Below are 22,949 nucleotides of genomic sequence, written 5' to 3'. Positions count from 1 at the left end.
AAAATCATAATCTTGATGTTATCTAAAGCTTAATTGCATACATTCGCAAACATGGAGAAACCGAGTCCAACTCTTGGAAGAAAAATAGATAAGACCACAATCATTAATTTAGAGCGAGGAAAAATACCTCCTCAAGCTACTGATTTAGAGGAGGTTGTACTAGGTGCAATGATGATAGATAAAAAAGGTGTAGATGAAGTAATAGACATCCTACATCCAGATGTTTTTTACAAAGATTCACACAGATTAATTTACGAAGCAATTTTCAAATTATTTGAAACTTCTGAACCAGTAGATTTATTAACCGTTTCTTCTCAATTAAAGAAAGATGGAAACCTAGAAGCTTGTGGAGGTGATTTTTACCTTATAAAACTAACCCAAAAGGTAGCTTCTTCCGCACATATTGAGTTCCATGCGCGTATTATTTTACAAAAATTTATTCAGCGTAGTTTAATCAAAATTTCAAACGAAATTATTACAGAAGCTTATGATGATGGAACTGATGTTTTTGATTTATTAGATGCTGCGGAATCTAAGTTATATGACGTAACTCAAGGAAATTTAAAACGTTCCGCAGAAACCGCTCAAAACTTAGTGATACAAGCTAAAAAAAGAATTGAAGAAATTGCTGGTAAAGAAGGTTTAAGTGGCGTTTCGTCTGGTTTTACAAAATTAGATGAATTAACGTCTGGTTGGCAACCCAGTGATTTAATAATTATTGCGGCACGTCCAGGTATGGGAAAAACAGCACTTACCCTATCAATGGCGCGTAATATGGCAGTACAATCTAATACACCGGTAGCCTTCTTTTCATTAGAAATGTCTTCTGTACAACTTATAACCCGTTTAATTTCTTCAGAAACAGGTTTGTCTTCAGAAAAATTAAGAACAGGGAAACTAGAAAAACATGAGTGGGAGCAATTAAATGTAAAAGTAAAATCATTAGAAAGCGCCCCTCTATTTATAGATGATACCCCTTCTTTATCCATTTTTGACCTGAGAGCAAAAGCAAGGAGATTAGCTTCACAACATGGTATAAAAATGATTATGATTGATTACTTGCAGTTAATGACTGCTGGAGGTAGCCAAAAAGGCGGTGGGAATAGAGAGCAAGAAATATCAACAATTTCTAGGAATCTTAAAGCATTAGCAAAAGAATTAAATGTGCCTGTAATAGCACTTTCGCAGCTATCACGTGCTGTAGAAACACGTGGCGGTACAAAAAGACCCATCCTATCAGATTTACGTGAATCTGGAGCTATAGAACAAGATGCCGATATTGTATCATTTATATACAGACCAGAATATTACAAAATAGATGAATGGGATGATGATGAACGTTCACCAACTGCAGGACAAGGGGAGTTTATTGTAGCTAAGCATAGAAATGGTGGCTTAGAGAACATAAGATTAAAATTCGTTGGGCATTTAGGAAAGTTCGATAACCTTGATGATTTTGATTCTCCATTTGAGTTCCAATCTAAAATGAATGATGGAGAAGATAACCCATTTATCACTAAAAATCTTCCAAATGCAAATGAAGCTTTTGGAAGTTCTATGAATACACCAGACGATGATGATGTACCCTTTTAAACACTAAAAAAGTGCTAAATAAACATAAGCGTAAAGTATATTTTAAGATTTAGTTGTAAATTTAGATAGTATATCTAATGCCCTAGCCTTATCAAAACCTAGGGATTGACTTTAAGTTTATGCGTAACACACTTTTTTCATTTCTTTTCTTTCTTTTTTCGACATCTCTTTTTGCTTCATCGATACTAATACCCATGGATGCAGAGAGCCAGCAAGATCATCTAAAAGCATATGGTATAACGTATTGGGTGTTAGCCAAACAGCAAAAAGTGCAGTGGCTGCTGAATTATAGAGGCGGTTCTTTTTTACTGCCCGATGGTGATGCCATCCGTAAAGAGTGCCAAATAAGAGGTGTTTCTTTTGAAGTGCTTTCAGATAGTCAAGCAAATGCTGTTTTAGACCAAATAAGTAGCCCTTCTAAAAACCAAGAAGCCGTAATTTTAGAAAAAGCCCCTAAAATAGCAGTTTATTCCCCAAAAGGCAATCAGCCTTGGGATGATGCTGTAACCATGGTCCTATCCTATGCCGAAATTCCTTATGAAACCATTTATGATGAGGAAGTGCTAGAAGATAAATTGGTTTTATACGATTGGCTGCACTTACATCATGAAGATTTTACAGGGCAATACGGTAAATTCTATGGTGCTTATAAAGCAACCCCTTGGTATATAGAAGGAAAGAAAAATGCAGAAGCTTTAGCAGCTAAATTAGGATATAGTAAAGTATCAGAAGAAAAAAGAGCAGTAGCGCTTAAAATTAGAAATTACGTTATTGGTGGTGGGTTTATGTTTGCTATGTGTTCTGCTACAGATAGTTTTGATATTGCGCTTGCCGCATCGGACGGCGTAGATATTTGTGAACCAATGTTTGATGGAGATGCATCGGATGCCAGTTATCAGTCTAAATTAAATTTTCAAAAAACCTTTGCCTTTTCAAATTTCACCCTAGAACGAAACCCATTGCGCTATGAGTTTTCTTCAATAGATATGACAAATAAAAGAAGAATACCCAAAGAGAATGATTATTTTTCTTTGATGGATTTTTCTGCAAAATGGGATCCCGTGCCCACCATGTTATGCCAAAATCATACGGCTTTAGTAAAAGGTTTTATGGGGCAAACCACATCTTTTTCTAGAAACGAGGTAAAGCCTACAGTTTTGGTTTTAGGAGAAAATAAAGTTAATGGAGAAGCACGTTATATCCATGGGATAAAAGGAAAAGGCTTTTTTACCTTTTATGGCGGTCATGACCCGGAAGACTATCAGCATAGAGTAGGGGATCCAAAAACAGAATTAGAATTGCATCCCTCATCACCAGGCTATCGGTTAATATTAAACAATGTATTGTTTCCTGCAGCAAAGAAAAAGAAACAGAAAACCTAAAGAGAAATATTAATTTTAATTTTCGATTACATTCTTAGCTGCTACCATTTTTTCTAAAATAAGCTCCACTCCATATGCATTATTACTAAGCGTATTAAAATTAGCAGCTTCTTTAACATTAGCATGTGCATTTTCCATAGCAAAACTAAAATAGGCTTTGCTTAGCATTTCAAGATCATTGTTATAATCTCCAAAAACCATAGTTTCGGAAGGTCGTATTCCATATTGTTGCTGAATTTTTTCAATGGCAAAACCTTTGTTCGCATCCATTTCAGAAATATCAACCCAATTTTCACCAGAAACTTTAACCTTTAAGTCATTCTCTAAATGAGCAACAGCAGGATAAATATATTTTTCAGAACTCTCAAAATGATAAATAGCAATTTTTAGAATTTCATCATTATAAGCAGTCAAATCGTCTATAACTTCAAAACCTGCGTAAAACTCTCTTAACATGCCAATAAACTCAGGCGATTCGCCAGTGACATAGGCATTATCCTTGGAGCAAAGAACTGGGTGGATGTTAGGAACATTTTTAATGCTATTTAACACTATTTTTTTAAACTGATTTCGCATAGGAGTGGCTAATAGTTCTTCGTCCTTATGTTTTGCAAAACCACCGTTTTCAGCAACGATAATAATATCATTTTTTATGGTGTGTAATTTTTCTAAAATACTGCTGTATTGCCTTCCACTTGCAGCAACAAATAGAACACCTTGCTTTTTTAAGGCTTTAAAAACGGTAAAGAAACGATCACTAACTTCATGTTTAGAATTTAGTAAAGTCCCATCCATATCAGTGACTACTAATTTTACTTTAGATAAATCCATGCATTGTAATTATATAAAACAAAGGTATAAGAAGTAAAGACAACAAATAAAAATAAAAAGAATAAGTTTGTGTTAGCATTTTATAGGAGCTAATAACAATATTTTATATAAATACAATGCATTTTTACCAATACGAATTACGCTTGCCAAGATTTTCAAGAGGTTTCCATCTCATTACTGAAGAAATAGTAACTATTTCTAAAGACCTCAAACATATTAAAAAAGGAATGTTACAAGTTTTTATAAAACATACTTCGGCAAGCCTAACTATAAATGAGAACGCAGATCCTACGGTACGTTTAGATTTTGAAAGTCATATGAATAAAATGGTACCCGAAAATGCGCCATATTACATTCATACTTACGAAGGTCCAGACGATATGCCGGCACATATAAAGGCTTCTTTAATGGGAGCATCGGTTCAAATACCCATTACCAATGGAAAATTAAATTTAGGGATTTGGCAGGGTATTTATTTATGCGAACACAGAAACCATGCTTCAGGAAGAAATGTGGTCATTAGTTGTTATGGCGTTTAAATGTATTCTTAAGGATACCAATTGTGCATTTAGGCACTATTAATTTTTAGTGTATGAATATTGCTATTAAAAAGGACTTATTAATTGGGCTAAGGCTTTTCATTGGACACGTTGTTATGCATATAGTTATTTATAATATTTAATTTTCCGAATCTTTTTTCTGAAAAGTTTACCATTTTCGATTAACTTTCTTTCAATCCAATTGCCTTTTTCGTCATATACATAATAAACATACTGTTGATGATTTTTCAAAGACCCAAAGGTGTTTTTTTCCTCTATGACATCATGATGTTTATTATACTTAAAAACCCTAATTTCTTTAAGAGAACCATTAGACCATAATGTTTTTTGTTCTATCAAGTTACCAAATTCATCTCTTGTATATTCGTAATCATAAAATATTGATTTGCCATAATTTAATTTGGTCTCTCTGATTTTAAATCCATTTTCATCAAATTCTTCTACAACAGTGTATTTTTTTGTTATTCGTTTCGCTTTATTTTTTTCGTACTCATACTTAAATGTGCCAGTTATTTTACCATTACTTGAATAGTCTATTGCTTTAATTCTTTTGCCTTCATTATTATAAAAATATTTCACATAACTAATAGTAGTTGTATCTCTAACTAGTTTAAATTCAGTCTTAAGGCCTTGTTTATTATAAATTGAAATGTTTTTTACATTAGAACCACCAGATATGAATTGTGTTTCATTTCCATCTTTATTGAAATGTCTTGTCAGTTTATTGTAATCATTAGTCCTTAAATCATTTATATTTCCGTTAAATGGTTGGAATGTATTAATTTCAATTGTTTTTACTTTTCCTTTTAAATTAGATTTTTCCCAATCATTTTTTTGTCCTTGCGCAAATAATACGTTTGAATGTACAATAAGAAATATTAGTATAATTCTATAATGCATAAAATATTGTTGTCAATTTGTTTTTAATTATGCCTAACGGCTGTCTGTCTCAAAACTCATTTTTGACTCCTGAGAATTCGATATTTGGAATTTTTCAAAGACACCTACCCGAATACGATAACTAACTTATTTCCATTTTTAAATTCCGCAGTAAAACTTGGTTTGTTTCCTTCTTCTGAAGCCAAACCATATAGATCACAATTGCAGACTTGTGCCTTAACATTAAAATGAATAAAAATTAAAATTATTGATTTCATTTTTCTCTTTTGTTTAATTATCTACAAAGGCTTGCGCTATGCGTGGTGCAATAAGACAGGGAAACGTTACGTTTTCGCTGTAGTACGAAGCTAAAGCTTTTGGTTTTGATTTGTTTTTTATTTTATCAAAAAACTAAATCCAATAGATTTGGCGACACTATAAATATACACAGGCCTTTGGACTTAGCTCTAAACTCCGCATTAGGTTTAGGCTTTGTTGTGCAACATGATTATTCCACTTTAAATTTCAAAGGGAAAATTAAAGTGTTTTTATATGCTTTTCTATTTTGGTCAACTAATTTAATTCGATTTTGAAATAACAATAATGTTTTTTCCAATTCATTATTCAGCTCTGAATATTCACTTTTTACAGTAACTTTGGAAATTTCGCCATCTTCAGCAATTTTTAGATATATTCTGATTTCATAATTACCATTAGGTAAATTATCTTCTAAAGACCATTTTAAATTTTTGTTGATGAATTGGGTGATTTCCTTACTAACGCATAAATCATTTTCATATGCGTTATCCAAATCAGAACAATTATCCGTTATCCAATGAGTAGATTTTACAATGATATTTTCATTATTCAATTCAGTTTCGTTCTGTCCATAGGACATTTCGAAAATCATTAAAATCATTATGAGGATTAGTTTTTTCATATATTGCGCAACGTTGAGCTACACGTAGTGCGGAAGCAGAAAATCTCTAGTTTCCGGATTAGCACTTAGGCAAAGTTTATATTTTGTTTTTATCTTTTCTAAGATACTAAATTTAATACTTTGGCTATAAAATCAAATAGACAATAACTTTTCGATTAAACCAAAACCCGTATCATCTTATAGGTGTTGTTAGTATATGTTTTTTATTTCCGCTAAATAGGATTTTATTTCAGAATTTTCGTCCAATTCCGCAACACGTTTTTCAAATTCCGATTTATTCAGCATTTCTAAATCAATATTAGTAAAGCCTTGTGGTCCGCGGTTTTCTTCTGTAAAATATGTTCCGTTCTCAAGCTCAATATATGCTTTAGAATCAAAATCTTGTTCATTGTAACAATAACAAAAGTGAATATCCACTATTTTTTGATTTTCAATCCGTTTAGTACAGTCTTTATTCGGTGTTTTTGCTTCATTAAATATTTGATTCCTTTCCGTACTTTCATTAAGTTCCAAATCAGAATACTGTGGGATTTCAATTATCAATTCATTTGAGAGTTTTAGATAAGCATAAAATTCTTGCATATCATATTCATTCTGATAAGTATATGTATATCGAATTTCTGTTATCGTAAGTCCAATAATATCAGATATGTTCATTTAACGTACCAAATGTTTTACAGCGGTCAAGGTATAAAGCGAGTAGGGCGTCTCTCTCTGTTGTGCTTTACCTTTAGTTATTTCATATTTTATAAAAGTATGCTAATTTTTTGGAATAAAACGCACCAAAGTTCTCGGCCATGAGTAGTTGTATGGGGTGCACTTAACTTTGCAAGTATACACCAAACTGAAAACTCTGAAGGATTTTTCAGAAGTAGGAGAGAACAGGCAGTTACTCAGATTCATTGTTGTACAATGTACTTTTTTAGCATATAGTTTCTTCAATTTCGTCTTTGTAAGTTTCCTTATGTCTTGTCGAGCACTTACTTATATACTTTTTGCTCGGTTCAAGCTTAAATTCAAATCCGAGTTGTGCAACGGTTACCGTTATTATGTAAAGTTTTATTAATAATAACCTTAATATACTTTTTTGGATAGACTATTATTTCAGATTTTGTTTAAATGTTTGCCATTGATTCCCGTCATACACCGCAATATCAGATTCTCCAACAGACCAAAACCCACTAGGGCCAACAAACAGATTCATTGTAGTTCTCATGTCTGAACTTAATTTTTTAAACAGAGTAAGTTTATCATCTTTGAGCCTTAAGATTCCATTCACAGTAGCAAAATAGATAGAATCACCATAAGATTGAACAGACCAAATGTCATAATCATTTTCATTGTTTGGAATAATCTCCCATTTGTCATTACGGCCTCTTAATATGGTTCCTGATTGCCCAGCTATATACACATCATTGTTGTGAACATCTCCATCATTTAATATGTATTTTGTTGGAGAAGAACTTTTTTTCCACTCTCCAGAACTATTTGTCCAAATAACACCTTTCCAACCAAAGGCATATAGTTCCTCTTTATGAAAACCAGTGATATTTTCAAAACTCATAGGAGCAGGCTCTTTACGCATAGCATCAATTCCGATTTCGGTCCATTTATTATTTGTAAAGCTAAATATATAGTTATTAGTACCTCCTGCATAAAGAGTGTCGCCAATGAGCTTAATAAATCTAAATGTTAACTCTAAATCAACATAATCTTCCAAAATGCTATTTCTAAGGTACTCTTCGTTAGATTGGTACTCTAAAAACTCGCCTTTTGGGTCAAGGGCAACAACACCATTATTAGTTATACTTCTTGTAATTCCGGAAGTTGCTCTTGTGTTATGTCCTAGATCTATTTCTTCTCCCTTTTTTGTGAAAACTCTATAAACCGTATGCGGATGTGTATTAAAATTAAATTCTTTGTATTGACAACAAATTAATACATTACCATCATGTACTTCTGCACCTGATATATAAGTTAAATTAGTCAAATCAAATTCATTTTCCATATTTCGGTATTTTTATGTAACATTACCCCAACGGTTTTGTATAAGATTAGTGTGGGAGGTAGGCAATCTTTGAATTGTCAGCCGAGCCACAAGCTTATACTTATTTTATGTTTTTATCTTGTCGATTTAAAAATACTCAAATAAGAATAAGCGACAATATAAACATACCTAAAACTTGGGAAACCATAAAACCCCACATTAATTTTATACAGTGTTGCCAACTTTTATTTTATTTTTTCTAACTCAAGAAGTTCTGTAAATAATCTCCCTTTTAGTAATGTTTTTAACTCTGATTTAGTTGGATTTATGTAATAACTTGATGAGAAGACTTGATTAACTTTATTATTATTTATTTCTTTTAATAAAAGCTCAATTTCTCCGTCTCTATCGTTTAATGAAGAGAGTTTCATATCATTACCATTTTTCTGAAGCTTTGCACCAATTGTACTTTTTATTATAAGATTTTTAGACTTATCTCTCTTTATCAAGTAAGTATCCCATTTTCCATCATCCGTTTTTAGATTAAAGAAATAAATATTTTTGTAACATTTAAGAATAGTCTTATCGGACAAATAAATTTTTCTACTAGAATCCAGATAATCCTTAAGTCCAAAAACATCTTCTTTTTCTTTAGAAAATTGCAGAAAATACTTGTCTATAATAATAGTATCATTAAAAAACACATATTCTCCTCTAATTTTTCGAGGAATCTTTTTAATTACTCTTTCTCCAATTGGCTGCGGTGCATCAAATTCTACACTCGTACAAGAGATAAAAGTCAATAAAACTAATAATAGAAAATTTAAGCTTCTCATCTTTAATTGTGGGCAGCGGTCAAGGTATAGAGCGAGTAGGGCGTTCCTTCTTGGTAAGCTTTATCTTGTTTAATTTATTGTTTTATAAAAATATGCTATTTTTTTGGAATAACTAGCTCTGCATACAGCTTTTGGAATGCCTTATTTGTTTTATATTTTGTTGTACACTGTTGTCTTTGGACAGCGAGAATTTAGCGGATTATCAGCTTGTTTGGTAAAGCGTTTCAGACCTTGATCGTTAGTGCTCATTTGGGCGGTGTGGGAATAAAATTAGTGTTTAGCATCCTTTCAGAAATAGGCTTACAGATGTTTTTAATGCTTGCTTTTTCACCTCAGTTTTTTGTTAGCAGATGTTTTTTTTTTTTTATTTAAAATCACTTTCACAATCAAAGCAGTGATGCTTTTTGGATAAAAATGGTAAAGGAATACCAATCAAAAGAATAGCTATTGCCATTGCTCCTCTAGATGGCTTTGGTTTTGAAATTTCTAAAGAACCACATACTGGGCATTTTAATTTTTTCATCGATAATTACCGTATCTTAAAATTGAACAATAAATTGTTAGTGAGTCAGATTTTAAAATTAATTCTCTCTGGTTAATAGTATATTCATATCTACTTTCAAGAAGTAAGTCTAACGTGTCAATTTCAGTGACTTTAATAAAATCGTTTTCTAATTTCCATTTTCCATTTATTCTAGACGAATTAAATCCAGGGAATTGTACATGTCCAGTGCTATCAAAACTTAGGTTTTCCGTACATTGGTCAATAAAGTTGAGCTTAACACCTTTAGCAACTGTATAAGGTACAAACTCTTCATTTTGATATACAAAATAATCTAAACACCAATTCCTTTCAGTTAACAATTCGTATTCAGAAGGTTGATTTAAATATCTATAAACAAACATTGTTAAAGCAAATAAGACTACAGTAGTTATGAGTCCAACAAGGCTATATTTGACTATTCTTTGAAATTTGGGATTACTTATTGTCTTTTCAACACTACTTTGTTTAGACTCACTCTCTTTTTGAACGAACCCATTTTCCTCAAGAATCATCCTAGCTTTTTCTAAATTTGATTTCTCTACTTGAAGTCGAACGCCACCCATTGCGTGTGAAAGAAAATTATGTACTTGAACGGTATGTTCATCAAGAACTTTACATTCAATGCCTTCAGATTCAAGTTTAGATTTGACCACAGCTACCTCTGTAGGGAAAGTGAATGTCATTAAGGTTTTAAAATTTTCCAATATTAAGATTTGTCTAGTTCTAATATGTGCTAACAGTCAAGATATAAAGCAGTAGGGCGTTCCTCTCTGGTAGGCTTTACCTTTTATAATTTCTTGTTCTATAAAAGTATACTAATTTTTTGGAATAACACGCACTACATAGCGCTTTTGGAATGCCTTATTTGTTTTATATTTTGTTGTGTGCTGTTGTCTTTGGATAGCAAGAATTTTGCAGATTGTCAGCTTGTTTGGTAAGGCGTTTCATACCTTTACCGTTGGTGGTTTTATAGTATAAAGTTAACGAATTACAGCTATAAATTATAACCCTTGTTAGCTTTAGTTTTTTCTATTATATGTCAGTTTCAATTCAAATCCATTGACATATTTCGCAAGTAGTACTAACTCATTTTTTGATAGACTATTTATTTTGAATAGGTTTATGAGTGTCGTTTTTTCTTTTGTTGTTAATGTATCTCTTCTTAACTGGTTTTTTGGCCAAGTAGCATCAGGTATTATGATGAGATTATTTTTACCTCCAAGAGTCCATTTTTTAATGGACTTAATATTCCCTCTTTTTATAAGAATACTGTCCTCTCCAATTTGGAGAAAATCCAGATTAGGCCTTTGATAATCATTTGGAAAAGGCATGAGTTCGTTGCCTATTATTGTATCACAAATTTTCAATGTCCAGTCTCCTAGAAGGTCTTTTGGAGTTTCAAGATTTTGCTCTTTAAACGAATAATTAAATTTCATCGCGCCCTGAATCGATAAATGTACTTTGTCATTTGTGAGAGAATCAACAGATAGGGTAATTATATTTAGCTTATCGAAAATCAAGAACAAATTGTCTCTTATATTGAAAGTATTCCAATGTCCAACAGAAACTTCTTCGATTTCAGGAAGATAATCAATATAAAGTCCATTCTCCAAAAACTTGGTTTTGACTATCGTGCTATTGCCTTGGAATTCGTATGATTTGCCACTTGGATTCCAATCAATTTTTGATTTGGGTTGATATTGCTTCTTGAAAACTTCTCTGGTGCTATTTTTAGTATTATAACTTATAAGAAGGCTATCATTTGAAATTTGATGAATAAATATCTTTTGAAAATTTTCATCTTCAGTTTCAATTCCGTCTGTAGTCCAACGGAATTTAGTTTTTATGTTAAGTGGGCTAAAATTCATTTTAGGTTCCCCAGTAGTTCTAAAAAATAGGCTATCTCCGTCTACTCTAATGAATTTTTTATAATCTGCGATTCCCAGATTCGGTTCCGTTTTAATTTGATATGCGCTTACCCAAAGTCCATCAAAATCTGACTCTGAGTTGATACAACTTGAGAAAAGGATTAAACCAAGTGTTAAGGATGTAAGAAATATTCTTTTCAAAATTAAAGCTAAGGTTTAATATATGTGTCGTAGCTGAGCAAATTGTTACCCAGCTTTTCGATTTTTCTGCGTATTGGTTGCTAATTTTTTCATTGTGCAAGCATTAGGCTTTAACAAAAATACAACAGTCATTCGATTCATCACTTAGCTACTATGAGCACGTATATGTTGTTAGCAGCTTTATTTTTTTATGTATTTATCCAAATCCTCAAGTTTTCCGTCAAATGGTTCTTGTTCCGTCAATTGATTCCATAATTCTGAGTTCATCAATTTTTCAGGAAGTCTACCCTTAAATACATAATATGGTTGAAGGCTTTGCCCTTTTTTTACAACTCTTGTATTATAGCCTTTTGTTTTGCTTAAATCCAAAAGTTCAATATATTCGATCTTATTTTTGAGTTTTCGTACTCCATCGAATTCTTGACCACCTATCATAATTAGTTTTTCGTCTCGTTCTATTATATAGTGATTTCCTTCGTCATTATAGCTATTAATCTTGGCATATCTATCTATGCTTATTTCACGAACTCTTGCAATTCCCGTATCAACAATGGCCACCTTTTCTTTTAAGAATTTAGGCAAACTAATTAGATCTTTTACTTCTATTATTAACATCCATATCATAAAGAACGAGATAATTAGTATTGGAATGATTAACCATAGATTTGGAAAATGATAAATAATAATTATGAATCCAAGTAGAATTGGAAGTTTAATAAGAACAGATCTTTTTGTCTTAGGGAAGTAAGATCTAATTTCCTGTACTTCCTTTAATATGATTTTCTTATCCGATTCAGATAACTCTCTTTCGTATTCTTTTATCAAACGCTATGATTTTTTACTTTAATTATTGCTAACGGTTTGGCTAAGTTTCGTTACTCTGATTCGTCTGAAGGACAATCCAGTCGAACCTAAAGATAGCTTTTGCGTGTGATTTCCGTTTAGGAAATCCGCAAGTAATGAATTTTAGGCTTTGTTGGTGGTAGTTTTTATTCTATTCATAAACCTTTTTTTTCGAATCCTTCTTTTTCTCTTTAGTAAAAGGCTTAAGTCACTGATATTTGCAATTCTATCGGGGATTACAATAGATTCCCCTGTTTTTAAAACTATTTCCATATAGGTAAAATCAGTAAAAGGAGGCCCATTGCCGTATGACTCAAATAGTTTTAGATGTCCAATTTCTGAAGGGAGAATTTCTTTTTCACACATTCCATCTTCAACAGTTAGTTTTGGAATCTCTTTGTCCAGAATAATCGTTTTTTTTTCAGCCTCTTTCAGATATTCTTTACGGTAAACAACAATTCTTATTAACGTAATCAAAATAAAGAGAAAAGGAGGAAAGACTAATAATATTTTCCAAAGTTGATATTGATTCCCGATAATTATTTTGGTGAAAATATAAGTTAAACCCCCACCATATATTACGGTAGATATTATCCAAAACCAAGTGTCCGTATGTTTTTTATATTTGAAATATTTGATTTGCATAAAGTACTGCCAATGTCTTGACTATGGTTAGTTGTATAGGCTAGGAACTAAGTTAGTAAAAGAAAACGAGCCTGAGGAAAATCCTTTGGATTTTCCGAGTACTCGCAAACTGAGCAATTAATTATATAAGTTGTTATGAGTAGTTTTGTTGCTAATCTTGATATCCACCAAATCGATATTTATCTTTTTCTATTTTTGTCCATTTAGGATATTTTAAAGAATCCAATCTTTTATTAGCTGGCAATTCTATTTCTACACTTAAGGAGTAGTCTCCTAAAAAATCATCTCTATAATAACTTATTTCAATATTCTTTGCGTTTTGCGGAGACTTTGGTAGCCAACTACTGTTCTTAATTAAATAATTGTATTCTTTTGCGGTGAATTTTTCTGCTTTATAATACCTACCATCATCACTTGATTTATTACAAATTGATTTGATTATCTTTCTTATTTCCTATTTTAATTGAGGGTTATTTTTTAAGAATATGGGTTTTGTCGATATTGTTTTCTTTTTGTTGTACTCTGTAACTTCTCACAGAACCATCGTCATTTAAGTTAAACGTGAAAGTAACTTCAGGTCTGAAACCAATAATTATAAATTTAGTCTTTGAAATTGGTTTTAATTCATACTGACCGCTATCCCACAGTCTTCCGAATTCAAATGTAATTTCAGTTTCTCGTCCGTCCCAAATATAAGTTCCTACATATTTTTTAAGTACTTCTTCAGGTAATGAAAACGGTATTTCGATTGGTTGTTCATATAAAATCTTACGCACATATTTAGCTGGACTTGTTGTGATTTTGTTTTCGATATTTATAAGTTGAATAATTGTTTTATCAGTATCTATATGTCTTTCAATAATTGTCAAATAACCAGCCCAACGACCTGTATGAATAACTCTTTCACCATATAGACTATCGTTTCTAACGAACCAGCCAAATCCATAACCTGTTTCTACACCACTATCTGTAGGATACGATGCGAAAATTAATTTTTTGTCTTCTTCGTTTATAAGTTCGTTGCCATATAGTGCTCTATCCCATTTAAAAAGGTCTATTACATTAGAATTGACCATCCCATCACCAACAATACCGTCTAAATAAATGACTTTACTATCTTCAGGCGATTCATCAGGTACTATATTTCGCTTCAAGCTATCTGAATAAATGTAGCCTAATGCATAATTATTAACCTTCTTCGGATTAAATCTTCTCCTGTAAACAAAGCTATTGTTCATTTCAAGTGGTTCGAATATCTTTTCTTTCAAATAGTCTCCAAATGATTTGCCACTAACTCTTTCTATTATAGTACCAAGTAGTAGATATCCAGTATTACTGTAACTATATTTTTGATTCGGCTCAAATTTCTTCTCAGGTTTTAGTTTTGCAAAAATTTCAATCACATCATCATTTGTAGCTATTTTTGATTTGCTCCAGCGCTCTTCCATAATACTCATATAGTCAGGCAAACCACCGGTGTGTATTAATAAATTCTTTAGGGTAACATTTTCGTAATATTTAAGTTCTGGAATGTACTTACTGATGAGGTCATTATATGAAAGCTTTCCTTCTTTTTGAAGTTGTACGATTCCCATCGCTGTAAATTGTTTTGAAACTGAAGCCAATTCAAAAGAAGTCTCAATATTCAATTTCTCATTGGTTTCTTGGTTAGCAATTCCAAAGCTTTTTTGAAATATAACTTTACCTTTTTCTGCCACAAGTACATTTCCATTAAATTCATTTTTTTCAAAATGGGCAGAATAAACGGAATCTAATCGTTGCGTTTTATCATTTTCTACGACCTTAAACTTATCCGTAGCTATTTCTGTGTTTTCCTTATTCTTACAGGCAATTATGAGAAATAATGCAGTTAAGAGAATTATTAATTTTTTCATTTTTAGATGGTTTTATTGTTTTTGGTGTATTACCTAGTTCAATGAGTAATTGTCTAGAAAACTATTTTTTCTTCAATATATCGCGTATAATCTTAAGGTGATGTTCTGTATGAATAGCAAGAAATTTAATGGTCTCGTCTCTATTCATAGTCCCAAGAATAGGATGATTAAAGTGCTTCTTTTCTGCAAGCGTTGGCAACTTTTCGACTGTAGCAAGCGCCTCATCATAATGCATTTGTAATGTATGGATAGTTATATTTCCTTTTGGTCTTACGGAATCTGGCGCAGTAACTTTTCCTCTAGGCAGCGTATTAGAAGTAAAGACATAGTCGCGTTTCATATTGGATTCCGCTTTGTAATTACTTTCATCAGAATACTTGAGCGCTTTGTGTAATTGATTTACCATTAAATAAATGTGATCCATATGCCACGCAACAGCAGCTTCCGATACTTTAAGGTTTATGGTATCCCTTACAGGAATATAGGATGCTACCTCATTAAGTTTTAATTTGAGATCAGAATTCCTTTTGCCTGACGCTAAACTTGCGGCGCTACTTAATAAAAGGATCCCTGCCATAAAGATGAAGATGATGTGAATACGATTTTTCATAAGTCTATTTTTAAAATTATTTAGCCCAAAAATAGCCTTGAAATCAGTACGTTACATAAAAATGGGATGGGTGTGCTTCTTTTGTGATGAATGGGAACCCTATTTAAAGTCAGCTTTTGAAAAAGATCTAGAAACAGGAATGCTTGTAGCAACTTTATCTAGTTGTATGGTAAGTGATCTCGCATTGCCATCAATAGCTATTATATGTTGGGTATTGATAAGGTAAGAGCGATGACAACGTTTTATTGGAGAAAGATTTTCTAATTGTATTTCAAGCTGTTTTAAAGAAAGTCTAATTAGCTTTCGCGAAAGCGCACTATCGTATAGATAAAATACCGTAACATAATTCCCTTCTGATTGTGCGTATACAAACTCTGATAATGACAATACAATAGGCGATGCCTTTACACTTTCTTCTTGTATTTGAACTGTAATGGCCTCTTCTACCACTGCAGGCGGTAATTGTTTAGAAAGTAATTGTGCTCTCTCGATATTGCGTTTTGAAAGTGTACGCTCTTTAAAAAAGATTAAACCTATGATAGGGAAAATCCCTATTGAAATAGTGATTTTAAGAAAATTAAAAAAGGTTTGATGTAAAACAATATCGGGCCACCAATTGTAATTGTGCAGGGAATTAAAAGCGCTTATTATCAGGATACAACAAGATTGTAATAGAATTTCCTTTCCTATGGTCCATTTTTCTGGGCAAAAAAAATCCCGAAATAGTTTAGGAAGAATAAAATAGGTGGTAGCCACACCAAGAAAAACTGAAACTCCAAAACCCGTCAAGAAAATATATTTATAAGCTATGGACTGTGCTGCGCCAAAAGGTTCAAAAACAATCAAAAATGTAAAAACAAAAAGGCCTGATAATAAAGCAAATAACCACTTGTGTCTAGCGTTTTGCAATAAAGGATATGGTGAGTTGAGCCACTTCATAAGGAACTACAATATATTAGTCTGTTTTTAATTTGTATTTTATTTGAGATTGTTTTTTCGCTTGTTGCCAACAGTTAATATATGTGTCGTAGGAGGGCAAATTGTTAGCTTGCTTTTCGATTTTTCTTGCGCATAGGTTGCTAACTTTTCCTTTCTGCAAGCATTGCGCCTTATCAAAAATACAACAACCATTCGATTTATTACCTAGCTGCTATGATCACATATATGGTGTTACCCACATTTATTTTTCCATTCGACTAAATTCAATTCTTTCCGTTTCGCAATTACCTAAGTTAGTTCTCCCCCAAACGTATTCCGTCAAGTTTTCACAATCAACGTATATTTTTCCGTTTAGGATTTTAAAACTTTTAAGTTTAGGTCTTTTTGATGGTAGAAAATTAGTTTCCAGTTCTGTTATTAAAATTTCATTGTCTTTTATGTTAATCGTTCCATTAACTGACATTTTACGGTTTTTGCTTTCCTCAAGAGTTACTTCAGAATCAGATATTGGCCATTCATTCAGGACAAAGATTTGTATTGAGTCCATTTTAGAATTTATATAAAGTTCATAAAACAAATCATTATTCTCCGCTTTGAAATTCCCTCCGTTTTTGAATTCTGTTTTATTGCAACTTTGAAGTAATAAAATCAGAAATAGTATTGACAATTTTCTTTTCATTCTACGTTTTGTCTAATTGTGGGTAACGATCAAGGTATAAAGTGAGTAGGGCGTTCCTCTCTGGTATGCTTTACCTTTAGGTATTTCTTGTTCTATAAAAGTATGCTAATTTTTTGGAATAACACGCACTACATAGCGCTTTTGGAATGCCTTATTTGTTTTATATTTTGTTGTGTGCTGTTGTCTTTGGATAGCAAGAATTTTGCAGATTGTCAGCTTGTTTGGTAAGGCGTTTTTGTTAATTCAAAAAAGTACGATTCTGTTGCTTTGAAACTTTCATAATCAACCTTTTTTAATTCAATTAATATTGTATTTTCATCAGTCCATCTAACTGCAAAAACGCCATAGTTTTCATTTGGAAAACGACATATTTCGTTTACAGAATTCTCAGTAAGTTCGTATAGGAATAGTTCGTTCTCTTCATATATTGGATGGTCGATGTAGTTAGAATACGTTGCTAACCAGTTTTGTTCGGGCGAAATCTCATATTCTGGACATAAAATCCAGTGCTTGTTTTCATTTAGATTTATCAGAATAGAATGCGCCTCTTCCCAATTTTTCCAGTCAAAAATTAATGTATTCGTTTTTTGTGAAAAACCTTTCAAGGAATATTTTTCGTGATATTCTCCATCGTCAAAGTCACAAAGTGTATCTTTTTCTTTTGAATTTAAAGTCAAATAGTAGCAAGAGTCTTTTCTAATCAAAAATTTGCTAGTGTTATTTTGTTCAAATGATGTAACTACTTGTTCCGTGATTTGAGTTTTAAAGACAAATTGGCTTATTTGTTTGAAAGTCAAATTCCAAGAATTAATAATTGTGTCTTTTGGGAAAATATTAATTGTGTCAAACCCTATTTCTCTTTTTTCTAATTCAACAGTCTTCTTCTTTCCTGTTTCTGTTCCAGTTTTTTTTAGTTCAACTATTTTTTTCGTTTTGACAACCGATTCCACATTCTCCTTCTTTCTCTGTTGACAAGAGAAAAATAAGATTACTAAAAGAATAAATTGGATTATCTTCATTTTTGTCAAATTGAGCACCAACGGTCAAGGTATAAAGCGAGTAGGGCGTTCCTTCCTGCTAAGCTTTATTTTGTTTAATTTATTGTTTTATAAAAGTATGCTATTTTTTGGAATAGCGCGCACTACATAGTGCTTTTGGATTTATATTTATGTTGTGCGCTGTTGTTTTTGGACAGCGAGAATTTTGCGGATTGTCAGCTTGTTTGGTAAAGCGTTTCACACCTTGACCGTTGGTGCTCATTTGAGCGGTGTGGGAATAAAATTAGCGTTTATAGGTTTACGGTATTTTTAAGATATACGCTTAAAATTAGTGTTGTGTAAACTGTTTGTAAAGCAGCCTACATGAAGTTCTTTTTTCTTAGTAATGTTCTTTATGTTATGAATGAAGAGCCTACTTCATGGATTTTATGGAACACTGCGGCTGAAGGCATGATCACTAACGGTTTGTGTATGGTGTAGTAGCATCCCGCAGGTTGCTATTCACTATACACCTCTTAAGTTTGATTTTCTTTAAATTCTTTTTCAATCAATTCTTGAAATTTTTTATCTCTACGAATATCTTCAAATAAAGGCCATTCTATAAAATTAACCTTCATTAGTTTGTCAACAATAATTGCTTGTTTAATTAATGGAATTGTTTCTTTGTGTTCATTTTTCAATAAATGCTTTGCTATTTTAAAAATAGGCGACATTGATCCTGTTCTAATACCTTTGAGTTTATTTGTTAAAATTTCATTTTTTTCTAGTCTTTTTAAGGCAATACAATTATTAATTTTTGCTCTTAAAATATATGATTCTTCGTCATCATTTCTTGGTTTGATATTTTTATCTATGTATTCACATATTTTTAAAACAAGTTCATTCTTATTAGTTAATAAAAGTTCAAATGTTAAATCCATCAGTTCTTTAATAGCTTCAGTAACATTATCTTTGCTCCATTTACCCCAACAGTTCATAATCAAAACAATTCCAGCTAATTTTATTTCTGCAATAGAACTTTTGAGATAATCTGCTTTAACTTCTAATTGATTATCAATCTCAACTTTGAAAGGATTTCCTGTTCTTGAAAGATATTTTTTATTTACAATTGAATTATTATGAACTATTAAATGTCTTCTTTCTCTGATTTCATTTATTAGTTCCCAGTCAATTAGTTTTTCAGAAAGACTTACATCTAATTTTTTAAAATAATTTTTAATTTCTTCAAAAGATAAATCTAATAGTATTTTTTCTACTTCTCTGAACAAGATATCATTATAAGCTTCCTCAACTGTTGAGTAATTTTTTAATTCATTAAGAGAAAAAGAAATGTTTCTTTCTTCTAAAACCTCTTTATTTGTTGTAAAATGAAAGGTTAATAAATCTGCAAATAGATATTCAAAATGATTGTTTAATATTAGAAAAGCTCCATTTGATAATATTTCGAAGTTTTTATCTTGAAGTTTTGGTGTTCTCGTAACTTGATATAAGAAATCTTCTAATTTCTCAACGGGCACTTCATTAGCTTTACTTTCTTCTTCTTTCTTTTCTACTACTTCCGTTTCTTCTTTTTCAATCTCTTTTAGAAATTCCTTAAGTCCTTCTTCTCCAAATGTTTTTAAAATAGCATTTTCTAGATGTGACTTTCTAGACTTTAAAATTGATAAATCTTCTTCTAGAGCTTTTAATTCAAATGTTTCAAAAAAAGCCTCAACACTTTCTATATTTCTGATGAATTGTTCGTAAATATTATTTATTGTTATCTTATCAGAGTGTTTGTCTTCTTCCTTAACTTTCATTTGTTGTTTTTTGTTTTCAAATTTGCCCTAACGGTAACGTATAAGAATAGTAGCGGATTTACAAGCGCTAACTTTTTGGTTTAACACAGACCTTTTCTATATATTATTACTTTCATTTTAGCGATTGAACCGCTATTATTTTATACATTGTTGGCGGTAGTTATTTTAATTCAACTAAATACCCTACTTCGATTTTCTTTTTTGGTTTTCCAGGTCGAGTAGGTTGCTCGATTCTAATTATGTTCGAACGAGTAGAATTTTTTTTTGACCATTTCAAGTTTAGACCTCCTACCAATATACTTATAGCTTTAAAATCCCCTAATGCTTTATCATAATAACCAAGTGATGGGGAAGATTCCAAATTTGGATTTAAAAATGGAATAAATGCTACATATTTGGAATTAACGTAATCATTTAATAACCTTAGTTTTTTGTCAGGTTTTGAGGAAAGTCTAAATTTCCAAAACCATTCAACTTTTATATCTTCAGCACGTTTATCTGGAATAAACCAAAACTCATCTTCTTGCAATATTTCAGGAATTGGAAATTTACTTGACCGAGGTCTTGGCAGTCTGTAAACAATGACATCATCATTTAATTTAGACTCATCTACATATGCTGAAATAATACCTGATTTAAGATTCTGAAAAACATGTTCATACAAGTCAATTGGGTCAGTATTATTTTTTAGAATAAATAACTTAGGTGCCTGGACACGTCTGATATCATTAAGTCGCTCTTCTATAAAATATGTTATATTTTCATCACAAGATTTATTTATTCCGAAATACGGTTCATTATTTTCATCTTCATAAGCTACTGCATAAAAATCAAATAAGTCGTCTATTAAAACTGACAATGTATCTTTAAACTTGTCTTCTTTTAAATCCAGTTCATATGTTAGGTTTATTTCAAAGGCATCTACTCTGTCAACAGAATTAGTTACGACAGTTTCGATATTTGATGTGCGATTTTTAACTTCTTCTAATTTTAATAAAGCATTTTCTGCTCGTAGCTTAAGAATTTCAGATTCTGTTTTTGTCAGTTCAAGTTGTTTTTTAAAATTTTCTTTCTGAATCTCAAAATTTGTGTTTTGAATAGAACTAATTTCGTTCAACGCCTCAATTTGATTTTTATATTTTTCGGCTTCTTTTCTAGCATTTTCTTCTGATTTTACTTTTTCATCATAACTAGAATATAGAGATATTCCGAAAGAGACTATTAATAGCACAAGTAATAGCTTACCAACCTTAGTTAGCTTTTTATTCAATGGCTTTGAAGACTTGCTATCATCTTCAGTATTATAAAGAAGTCCGATTATACCAATTACGGCAGTTATTATTATTGCTATATATGTCATTTTCTTAAATTACCGCCAACATAGTGATAAGCTAACTTAACCAAATAATTAGGAATAAACAACTATTTTATAGCAGTTATACTTACTTTTATATACGAATATCGATAATTTTAAAATAGGAGGTTATCATGATTTTTGTAAGTTTTATTATAAAAACGTTCTAAATGCACAACGGGTTTACGTATAGGAAGTAGTATATCGTAGCTTTTATTTTGTTTTTTATGAGTTGTATGACTAATTTAAAGATAGAAATATAATAAGCTTTACTTTATAAAATTAATCGTTAAAGGGTATTTATATAACTCACCTTTAGCTGCAGTACTACCTCCTAAGATTGGAGCAATAATACTAAGTAATGCCAATGGAATGGCTACTAGAATGAGTACAAAAAGAAGGATAAAGCCAATAAATATAAAAGTGAGGATAAAAGATACAAAGAAAAGAAAAGCAAGAATTAGACTATAAATAAGCAAACTTATTTGATAATTTACAACGTGTTTACCATGCGCATCCATTCCTTTTATCTCATGTTTTTTACCAGACCATAAAATAATGGGAACAATTAAACCAATAGGCCCTAAGAAATTTAGCAATTGCGAATAGTGCATTAAAGAAAGTGTAGAATTATCTTCTCTTAAAATAGGGGTGGTATTGTTTGGTGTAAGATTTGTTTCCATATCAATTAAAGTTAGGAATTAAAAACAAAAAATCCCGATTCTTTTGAATCGGGATTTTTATATAAAACGAGATGAATTATTAATACTATTTTACTTTGTTAACGATAGCTTTAAAAGCTTCTGGGTGGTTCATAGCTAAATCCGCTAAAACCTTACGGTTAAGCTCTATGTTATTAGCTTTTACTTTCCCCATAAACTGAGAATAAGACATTCCTTCTAATCGAGCACCTGCATTAATACGGGTGATCCATAAAGCACGGAAATTTCTTTTCTTATTTCTACGATCTCTATAAGCATATAACATTGCTTTTTCAACCGCATTTTTTGCTACTGTCCAAACGTTTTTACGTCTTCCAAAGTAACCTTTGGCTTGCTTCATCACCTTTTTTCTTCTGGCTCTAGAAGCTACTGAATTTACTGATCTTGGCATACTTTTAAATTGTTTTTGTAGTAGGCGGTTTAAAGTGTTGAGTGTTTAGTATTAAATTTTAAATAGTATTTCTACTTAAAATTTATAACTCATAACTTAAAACTCTTTTTGGCCCAACTCCATGGTGTTAATAAATTAATTTAATGACCTTAAGAATAATTACTTTAAACGCAATTGTTCTTTAATACTGTTAACATCAGACTCATGTACAAGACCTGAGTGTGTTAACGCAAGCTTACGCTTTTTAGATTTTTTCGTCAAAATATGACTCTTAAAAGCGTGCTTTCTTTTAATTTTACCAGAACCTGTAAGCTTAAAACGCTTTTTAGCACTGGATTTTGTCTTCTGTTTAGGCATTTTTCCTATTTTTTAATTATCTCGCTTATTTATGCTGAAACCTGCTTATAAAAATTACAAGCAGGCTTTCAGTATGCTATCTATGCTGAATAATGA

Annotated in this window: 25 protein-coding genes; 3 read left to right on the top strand and 22 right to left on the bottom strand. The window is 31.4% G+C overall.

The genetic code is table 11. The features are described 5' to 3' along the window. The first annotated feature begins 51 nt into the window (after positions 1-51). Positions 52-1,593 carry a replicative DNA helicase gene (dnaB, locus tag ACZ451_RS19055; protein ID WP_464214999.1) on the top strand — a complete coding sequence of 514 codons (1,542 nt, stop codon included), beginning with the start codon at positions 52-54 and terminating at the stop codon, positions 1,591-1,593. Between the two features lie 119 nt (positions 1,594-1,712). Next, positions 1,713-2,975, top strand: coding sequence for an asparagine synthetase B (locus ACZ451_RS19050; protein WP_464214998.1), 1,263 nt, complete (start codon positions 1,713-1,715; stop codon positions 2,973-2,975). 15 nt (positions 2,976-2,990) lie between these two features. On the opposite strand, the gene ACZ451_RS19045 is transcribed toward ACZ451_RS19050, so the two are convergent. Next, complete coding sequence (locus ACZ451_RS19045; RefSeq protein ID WP_464214997.1) at positions 2,991-3,806, bottom strand: HAD family hydrolase; 816 nt, start codon at positions 3,804-3,806, stop codon at positions 2,991-2,993. 116 nt (positions 3,807-3,922) lie between these two features. Between ACZ451_RS19045 and ACZ451_RS19040 the strand changes: the two genes are divergently transcribed. Then, positions 3,923-4,345 (top strand): secondary thiamine-phosphate synthase enzyme YjbQ, encoded by a 423-nt coding sequence (locus ACZ451_RS19040; protein ID WP_464214996.1) that lies wholly within the window; start codon positions 3,923-3,925, stop codon positions 4,343-4,345. A gap of 126 nt (positions 4,346-4,471) precedes the next feature. On the opposite strand, the gene ACZ451_RS19035 is transcribed toward ACZ451_RS19040, so the two are convergent. The 21 genes from ACZ451_RS19035 to rpmI form a co-directional block, all read right to left on the bottom strand. Further along, the gene (locus ACZ451_RS19035; RefSeq protein WP_464214995.1) at positions 4,472-5,266 is read right to left on the bottom strand and encodes a hypothetical protein; all 795 of its coding nucleotides are present in this window, start codon (positions 5,264-5,266) and stop codon (positions 4,472-4,474) included. A gap of 104 nt (positions 5,267-5,370) precedes the next feature. Next, on the bottom strand, positions 5,371-5,523 hold the full coding sequence (locus ACZ451_RS19030; RefSeq protein WP_464214994.1) for a hypothetical protein: 153 nt from the start codon (positions 5,521-5,523) through the stop codon (positions 5,371-5,373). A gap of 230 nt (positions 5,524-5,753) precedes the next feature. After that, entirely contained in the window at positions 5,754-6,185 is a 432-nt protein-coding gene (locus ACZ451_RS19025; RefSeq protein ID WP_464214993.1) for a hypothetical protein, read from the bottom strand. A gap of 189 nt (positions 6,186-6,374) precedes the next feature. Further along, entirely contained in the window at positions 6,375-6,842 is a 468-nt protein-coding gene (locus ACZ451_RS19020; RefSeq protein ID WP_464214992.1) for a hypothetical protein, read from the bottom strand. Positions 6,843-7,284: 442 nt separating this feature from the next. After that, positions 7,285-8,193, bottom strand: a complete 909-nt coding sequence (locus ACZ451_RS19015; RefSeq protein ID WP_464214991.1) for a WD40/YVTN/BNR-like repeat-containing protein — start codon at positions 8,191-8,193, stop codon at positions 7,285-7,287. 224 nt (positions 8,194-8,417) lie between these two features. Next, entirely contained in the window at positions 8,418-9,008 is a 591-nt protein-coding gene (locus ACZ451_RS19010; protein ID WP_464214990.1) for a hypothetical protein, read from the bottom strand. 364 nt (positions 9,009-9,372) lie between these two features. After that, a complete protein-coding gene (locus ACZ451_RS19005; protein ID WP_464214989.1) occupies positions 9,373-9,531 on the bottom strand; it encodes a hypothetical protein in 159 nt (52 codons plus the stop codon). Further along, positions 9,528-10,256, bottom strand: coding sequence for a putative signal transducing protein (locus tag ACZ451_RS19000; protein WP_464214988.1), 729 nt, complete (start codon positions 10,254-10,256; stop codon positions 9,528-9,530). The genes ACZ451_RS19005 and ACZ451_RS19000 overlap by 4 nt, the downstream gene beginning before the upstream one ends. A gap of 315 nt (positions 10,257-10,571) precedes the next feature. Then, entirely contained in the window at positions 10,572-11,621 is a 1,050-nt protein-coding gene (locus ACZ451_RS18995) for a hypothetical protein (protein ID WP_464214987.1), read from the bottom strand. A gap of 180 nt (positions 11,622-11,801) precedes the next feature. Next, complete coding sequence (locus ACZ451_RS18990; RefSeq protein WP_464214986.1) at positions 11,802-12,446, bottom strand: hypothetical protein; 645 nt, start codon at positions 12,444-12,446, stop codon at positions 11,802-11,804. A 141-nt stretch (positions 12,447-12,587) separates the two neighbouring features. Next, positions 12,588-13,109, bottom strand: coding sequence for a hypothetical protein (locus tag ACZ451_RS18985; protein ID WP_464214985.1), 522 nt, complete (start codon positions 13,107-13,109; stop codon positions 12,588-12,590). 470 nt (positions 13,110-13,579) lie between these two features. Continuing rightward, the gene (locus ACZ451_RS18980; protein WP_464214984.1) at positions 13,580-15,004 is read right to left on the bottom strand and encodes a serine hydrolase domain-containing protein; all 1,425 of its coding nucleotides are present in this window, start codon (positions 15,002-15,004) and stop codon (positions 13,580-13,582) included. Between the two features lie 61 nt (positions 15,005-15,065). Beyond that, on the bottom strand, positions 15,066-15,581 hold the full coding sequence (locus ACZ451_RS18975; RefSeq protein ID WP_464214983.1) for a DinB family protein: 516 nt from the start codon (positions 15,579-15,581) through the stop codon (positions 15,066-15,068). 132 nt (positions 15,582-15,713) lie between these two features. Further along, a complete protein-coding gene (locus tag ACZ451_RS18970; protein ID WP_464214982.1) occupies positions 15,714-16,553 on the bottom strand; it encodes a LytR/AlgR family response regulator transcription factor in 840 nt (279 codons plus the stop codon). 241 nt (positions 16,554-16,794) lie between these two features. Beyond that, the gene (locus ACZ451_RS18965; RefSeq protein WP_464214981.1) at positions 16,795-17,232 is read right to left on the bottom strand and encodes a hypothetical protein; all 438 of its coding nucleotides are present in this window, start codon (positions 17,230-17,232) and stop codon (positions 16,795-16,797) included. Positions 17,233-17,444: 212 nt separating this feature from the next. After that, positions 17,445-18,251, bottom strand: coding sequence for a hypothetical protein (locus tag ACZ451_RS18960; protein ID WP_464214980.1), 807 nt, complete (start codon positions 18,249-18,251; stop codon positions 17,445-17,447). A 494-nt stretch (positions 18,252-18,745) separates the two neighbouring features. After that, the gene (locus ACZ451_RS18955; RefSeq protein ID WP_464214979.1) at positions 18,746-20,029 is read right to left on the bottom strand and encodes a hypothetical protein; all 1,284 of its coding nucleotides are present in this window, start codon (positions 20,027-20,029) and stop codon (positions 18,746-18,748) included. A gap of 160 nt (positions 20,030-20,189) precedes the next feature. Further along, positions 20,190-21,389: a hypothetical protein gene (locus tag ACZ451_RS18950; protein ID WP_464214978.1), complete on the bottom strand. Its 1,200-nt coding sequence runs from the start codon at positions 21,387-21,389 to the stop codon at positions 20,190-20,192. Positions 21,390-21,652: 263 nt separating this feature from the next. Further along, positions 21,653-22,066, bottom strand: coding sequence for a DUF4870 domain-containing protein (locus ACZ451_RS18945; protein WP_464214977.1), 414 nt, complete (start codon positions 22,064-22,066; stop codon positions 21,653-21,655). An 85-nt stretch (positions 22,067-22,151) separates the two neighbouring features. Then, positions 22,152-22,496: a 50S ribosomal protein L20 gene (gene rplT, locus ACZ451_RS18940; protein ID WP_464214976.1), complete on the bottom strand. Its 345-nt coding sequence runs from the start codon at positions 22,494-22,496 to the stop codon at positions 22,152-22,154. Positions 22,497-22,655: 159 nt separating this feature from the next. After that, complete coding sequence (rpmI, locus tag ACZ451_RS18935; RefSeq protein ID WP_110358095.1) at positions 22,656-22,853, bottom strand: 50S ribosomal protein L35; 198 nt, start codon at positions 22,851-22,853, stop codon at positions 22,656-22,658. Positions 22,854-22,949 lie beyond the last annotated feature (96 nt).

It is taken from the genome of Allocellulophaga tsushimaensis (assembly GCF_055383085.1).
The sequence above is the reverse complement of the archived record's forward strand: the minus strand, read 5'-3'. Positions and strand labels throughout refer to the sequence as shown.

Coding starts and splice junctions, on each gene's coding strand:
- dnaB (WP_464214999.1), top strand. CDS start 52: ATGGAGAAACCGAGTCCAACTCTTGGAAGAAAAATAGATAAGACCACA.
- ACZ451_RS19050 (WP_464214998.1), top strand. CDS start 1,713: ATGCGTAACACACTTTTTTCATTTCTTTTCTTTCTTTTTTCGACATCT.
- ACZ451_RS19045 (WP_464214997.1), bottom strand. CDS start 3,806: ATGGATTTATCTAAAGTAAAATTAGTAGTCACTGATATGGATGGGACT.
- ACZ451_RS19040 (WP_464214996.1), top strand. CDS start 3,923: ATGCATTTTTACCAATACGAATTACGCTTGCCAAGATTTTCAAGAGGT.
- ACZ451_RS19035 (WP_464214995.1), bottom strand. CDS start 5,266: ATGCATTATAGAATTATACTAATATTTCTTATTGTACATTCAAACGTA.
- ACZ451_RS19030 (WP_464214994.1), bottom strand. CDS start 5,523: ATGAAATCAATAATTTTAATTTTTATTCATTTTAATGTTAAGGCACAA.
- ACZ451_RS19025 (WP_464214993.1), bottom strand. CDS start 6,185: ATGAAAAAACTAATCCTCATAATGATTTTAATGATTTTCGAAATGTCC.
- ACZ451_RS19020 (WP_464214992.1), bottom strand. CDS start 6,842: ATGAACATATCTGATATTATTGGACTTACGATAACAGAAATTCGATAT.
- ACZ451_RS19015 (WP_464214991.1), bottom strand. CDS start 8,193: ATGGAAAATGAATTTGATTTGACTAATTTAACTTATATATCAGGTGCA.
- ACZ451_RS19010 (WP_464214990.1), bottom strand. CDS start 9,008: ATGAGAAGCTTAAATTTTCTATTATTAGTTTTATTGACTTTTATCTCT.
- ACZ451_RS19005 (WP_464214989.1), bottom strand. CDS start 9,531: ATGAAAAAATTAAAATGCCCAGTATGTGGTTCTTTAGAAATTTCAAAA.
- ACZ451_RS18985 (WP_464214985.1), bottom strand. CDS start 13,109: ATGCAAATCAAATATTTCAAATATAAAAAACATACGGACACTTGGTTT.
- ACZ451_RS18980 (WP_464214984.1), bottom strand. CDS start 15,004: ATGAAAAAATTAATAATTCTCTTAACTGCATTATTTCTCATAATTGCC.
- ACZ451_RS18975 (WP_464214983.1), bottom strand. CDS start 15,581: ATGGCAGGGATCCTTTTATTAAGTAGCGCCGCAAGTTTAGCGTCAGGC.
- ACZ451_RS18970 (WP_464214982.1), bottom strand. CDS start 16,553: ATGAAGTGGCTCAACTCACCATATCCTTTATTGCAAAACGCTAGACAC.
- ACZ451_RS18965 (WP_464214981.1), bottom strand. CDS start 17,232: ATGAAAAGAAAATTGTCAATACTATTTCTGATTTTATTACTTCAAAGT.
- ACZ451_RS18960 (WP_464214980.1), bottom strand. CDS start 18,251: ATGAAGATAATCCAATTTATTCTTTTAGTAATCTTATTTTTCTCTTGT.
- ACZ451_RS18955 (WP_464214979.1), bottom strand. CDS start 20,029: ATGAAAGTTAAGGAAGAAGACAAACACTCTGATAAGATAACAATAAAT.
- ACZ451_RS18950 (WP_464214978.1), bottom strand. CDS start 21,389: ATGACATATATAGCAATAATAATAACTGCCGTAATTGGTATAATCGGA.
- ACZ451_RS18945 (WP_464214977.1), bottom strand. CDS start 22,066: ATGGAAACAAATCTTACACCAAACAATACCACCCCTATTTTAAGAGAA.
- rplT (WP_464214976.1), bottom strand. CDS start 22,496: ATGCCAAGATCAGTAAATTCAGTAGCTTCTAGAGCCAGAAGAAAAAAG.
- rpmI (WP_110358095.1), bottom strand. CDS start 22,853: ATGCCTAAACAGAAGACAAAATCCAGTGCTAAAAAGCGTTTTAAGCTT.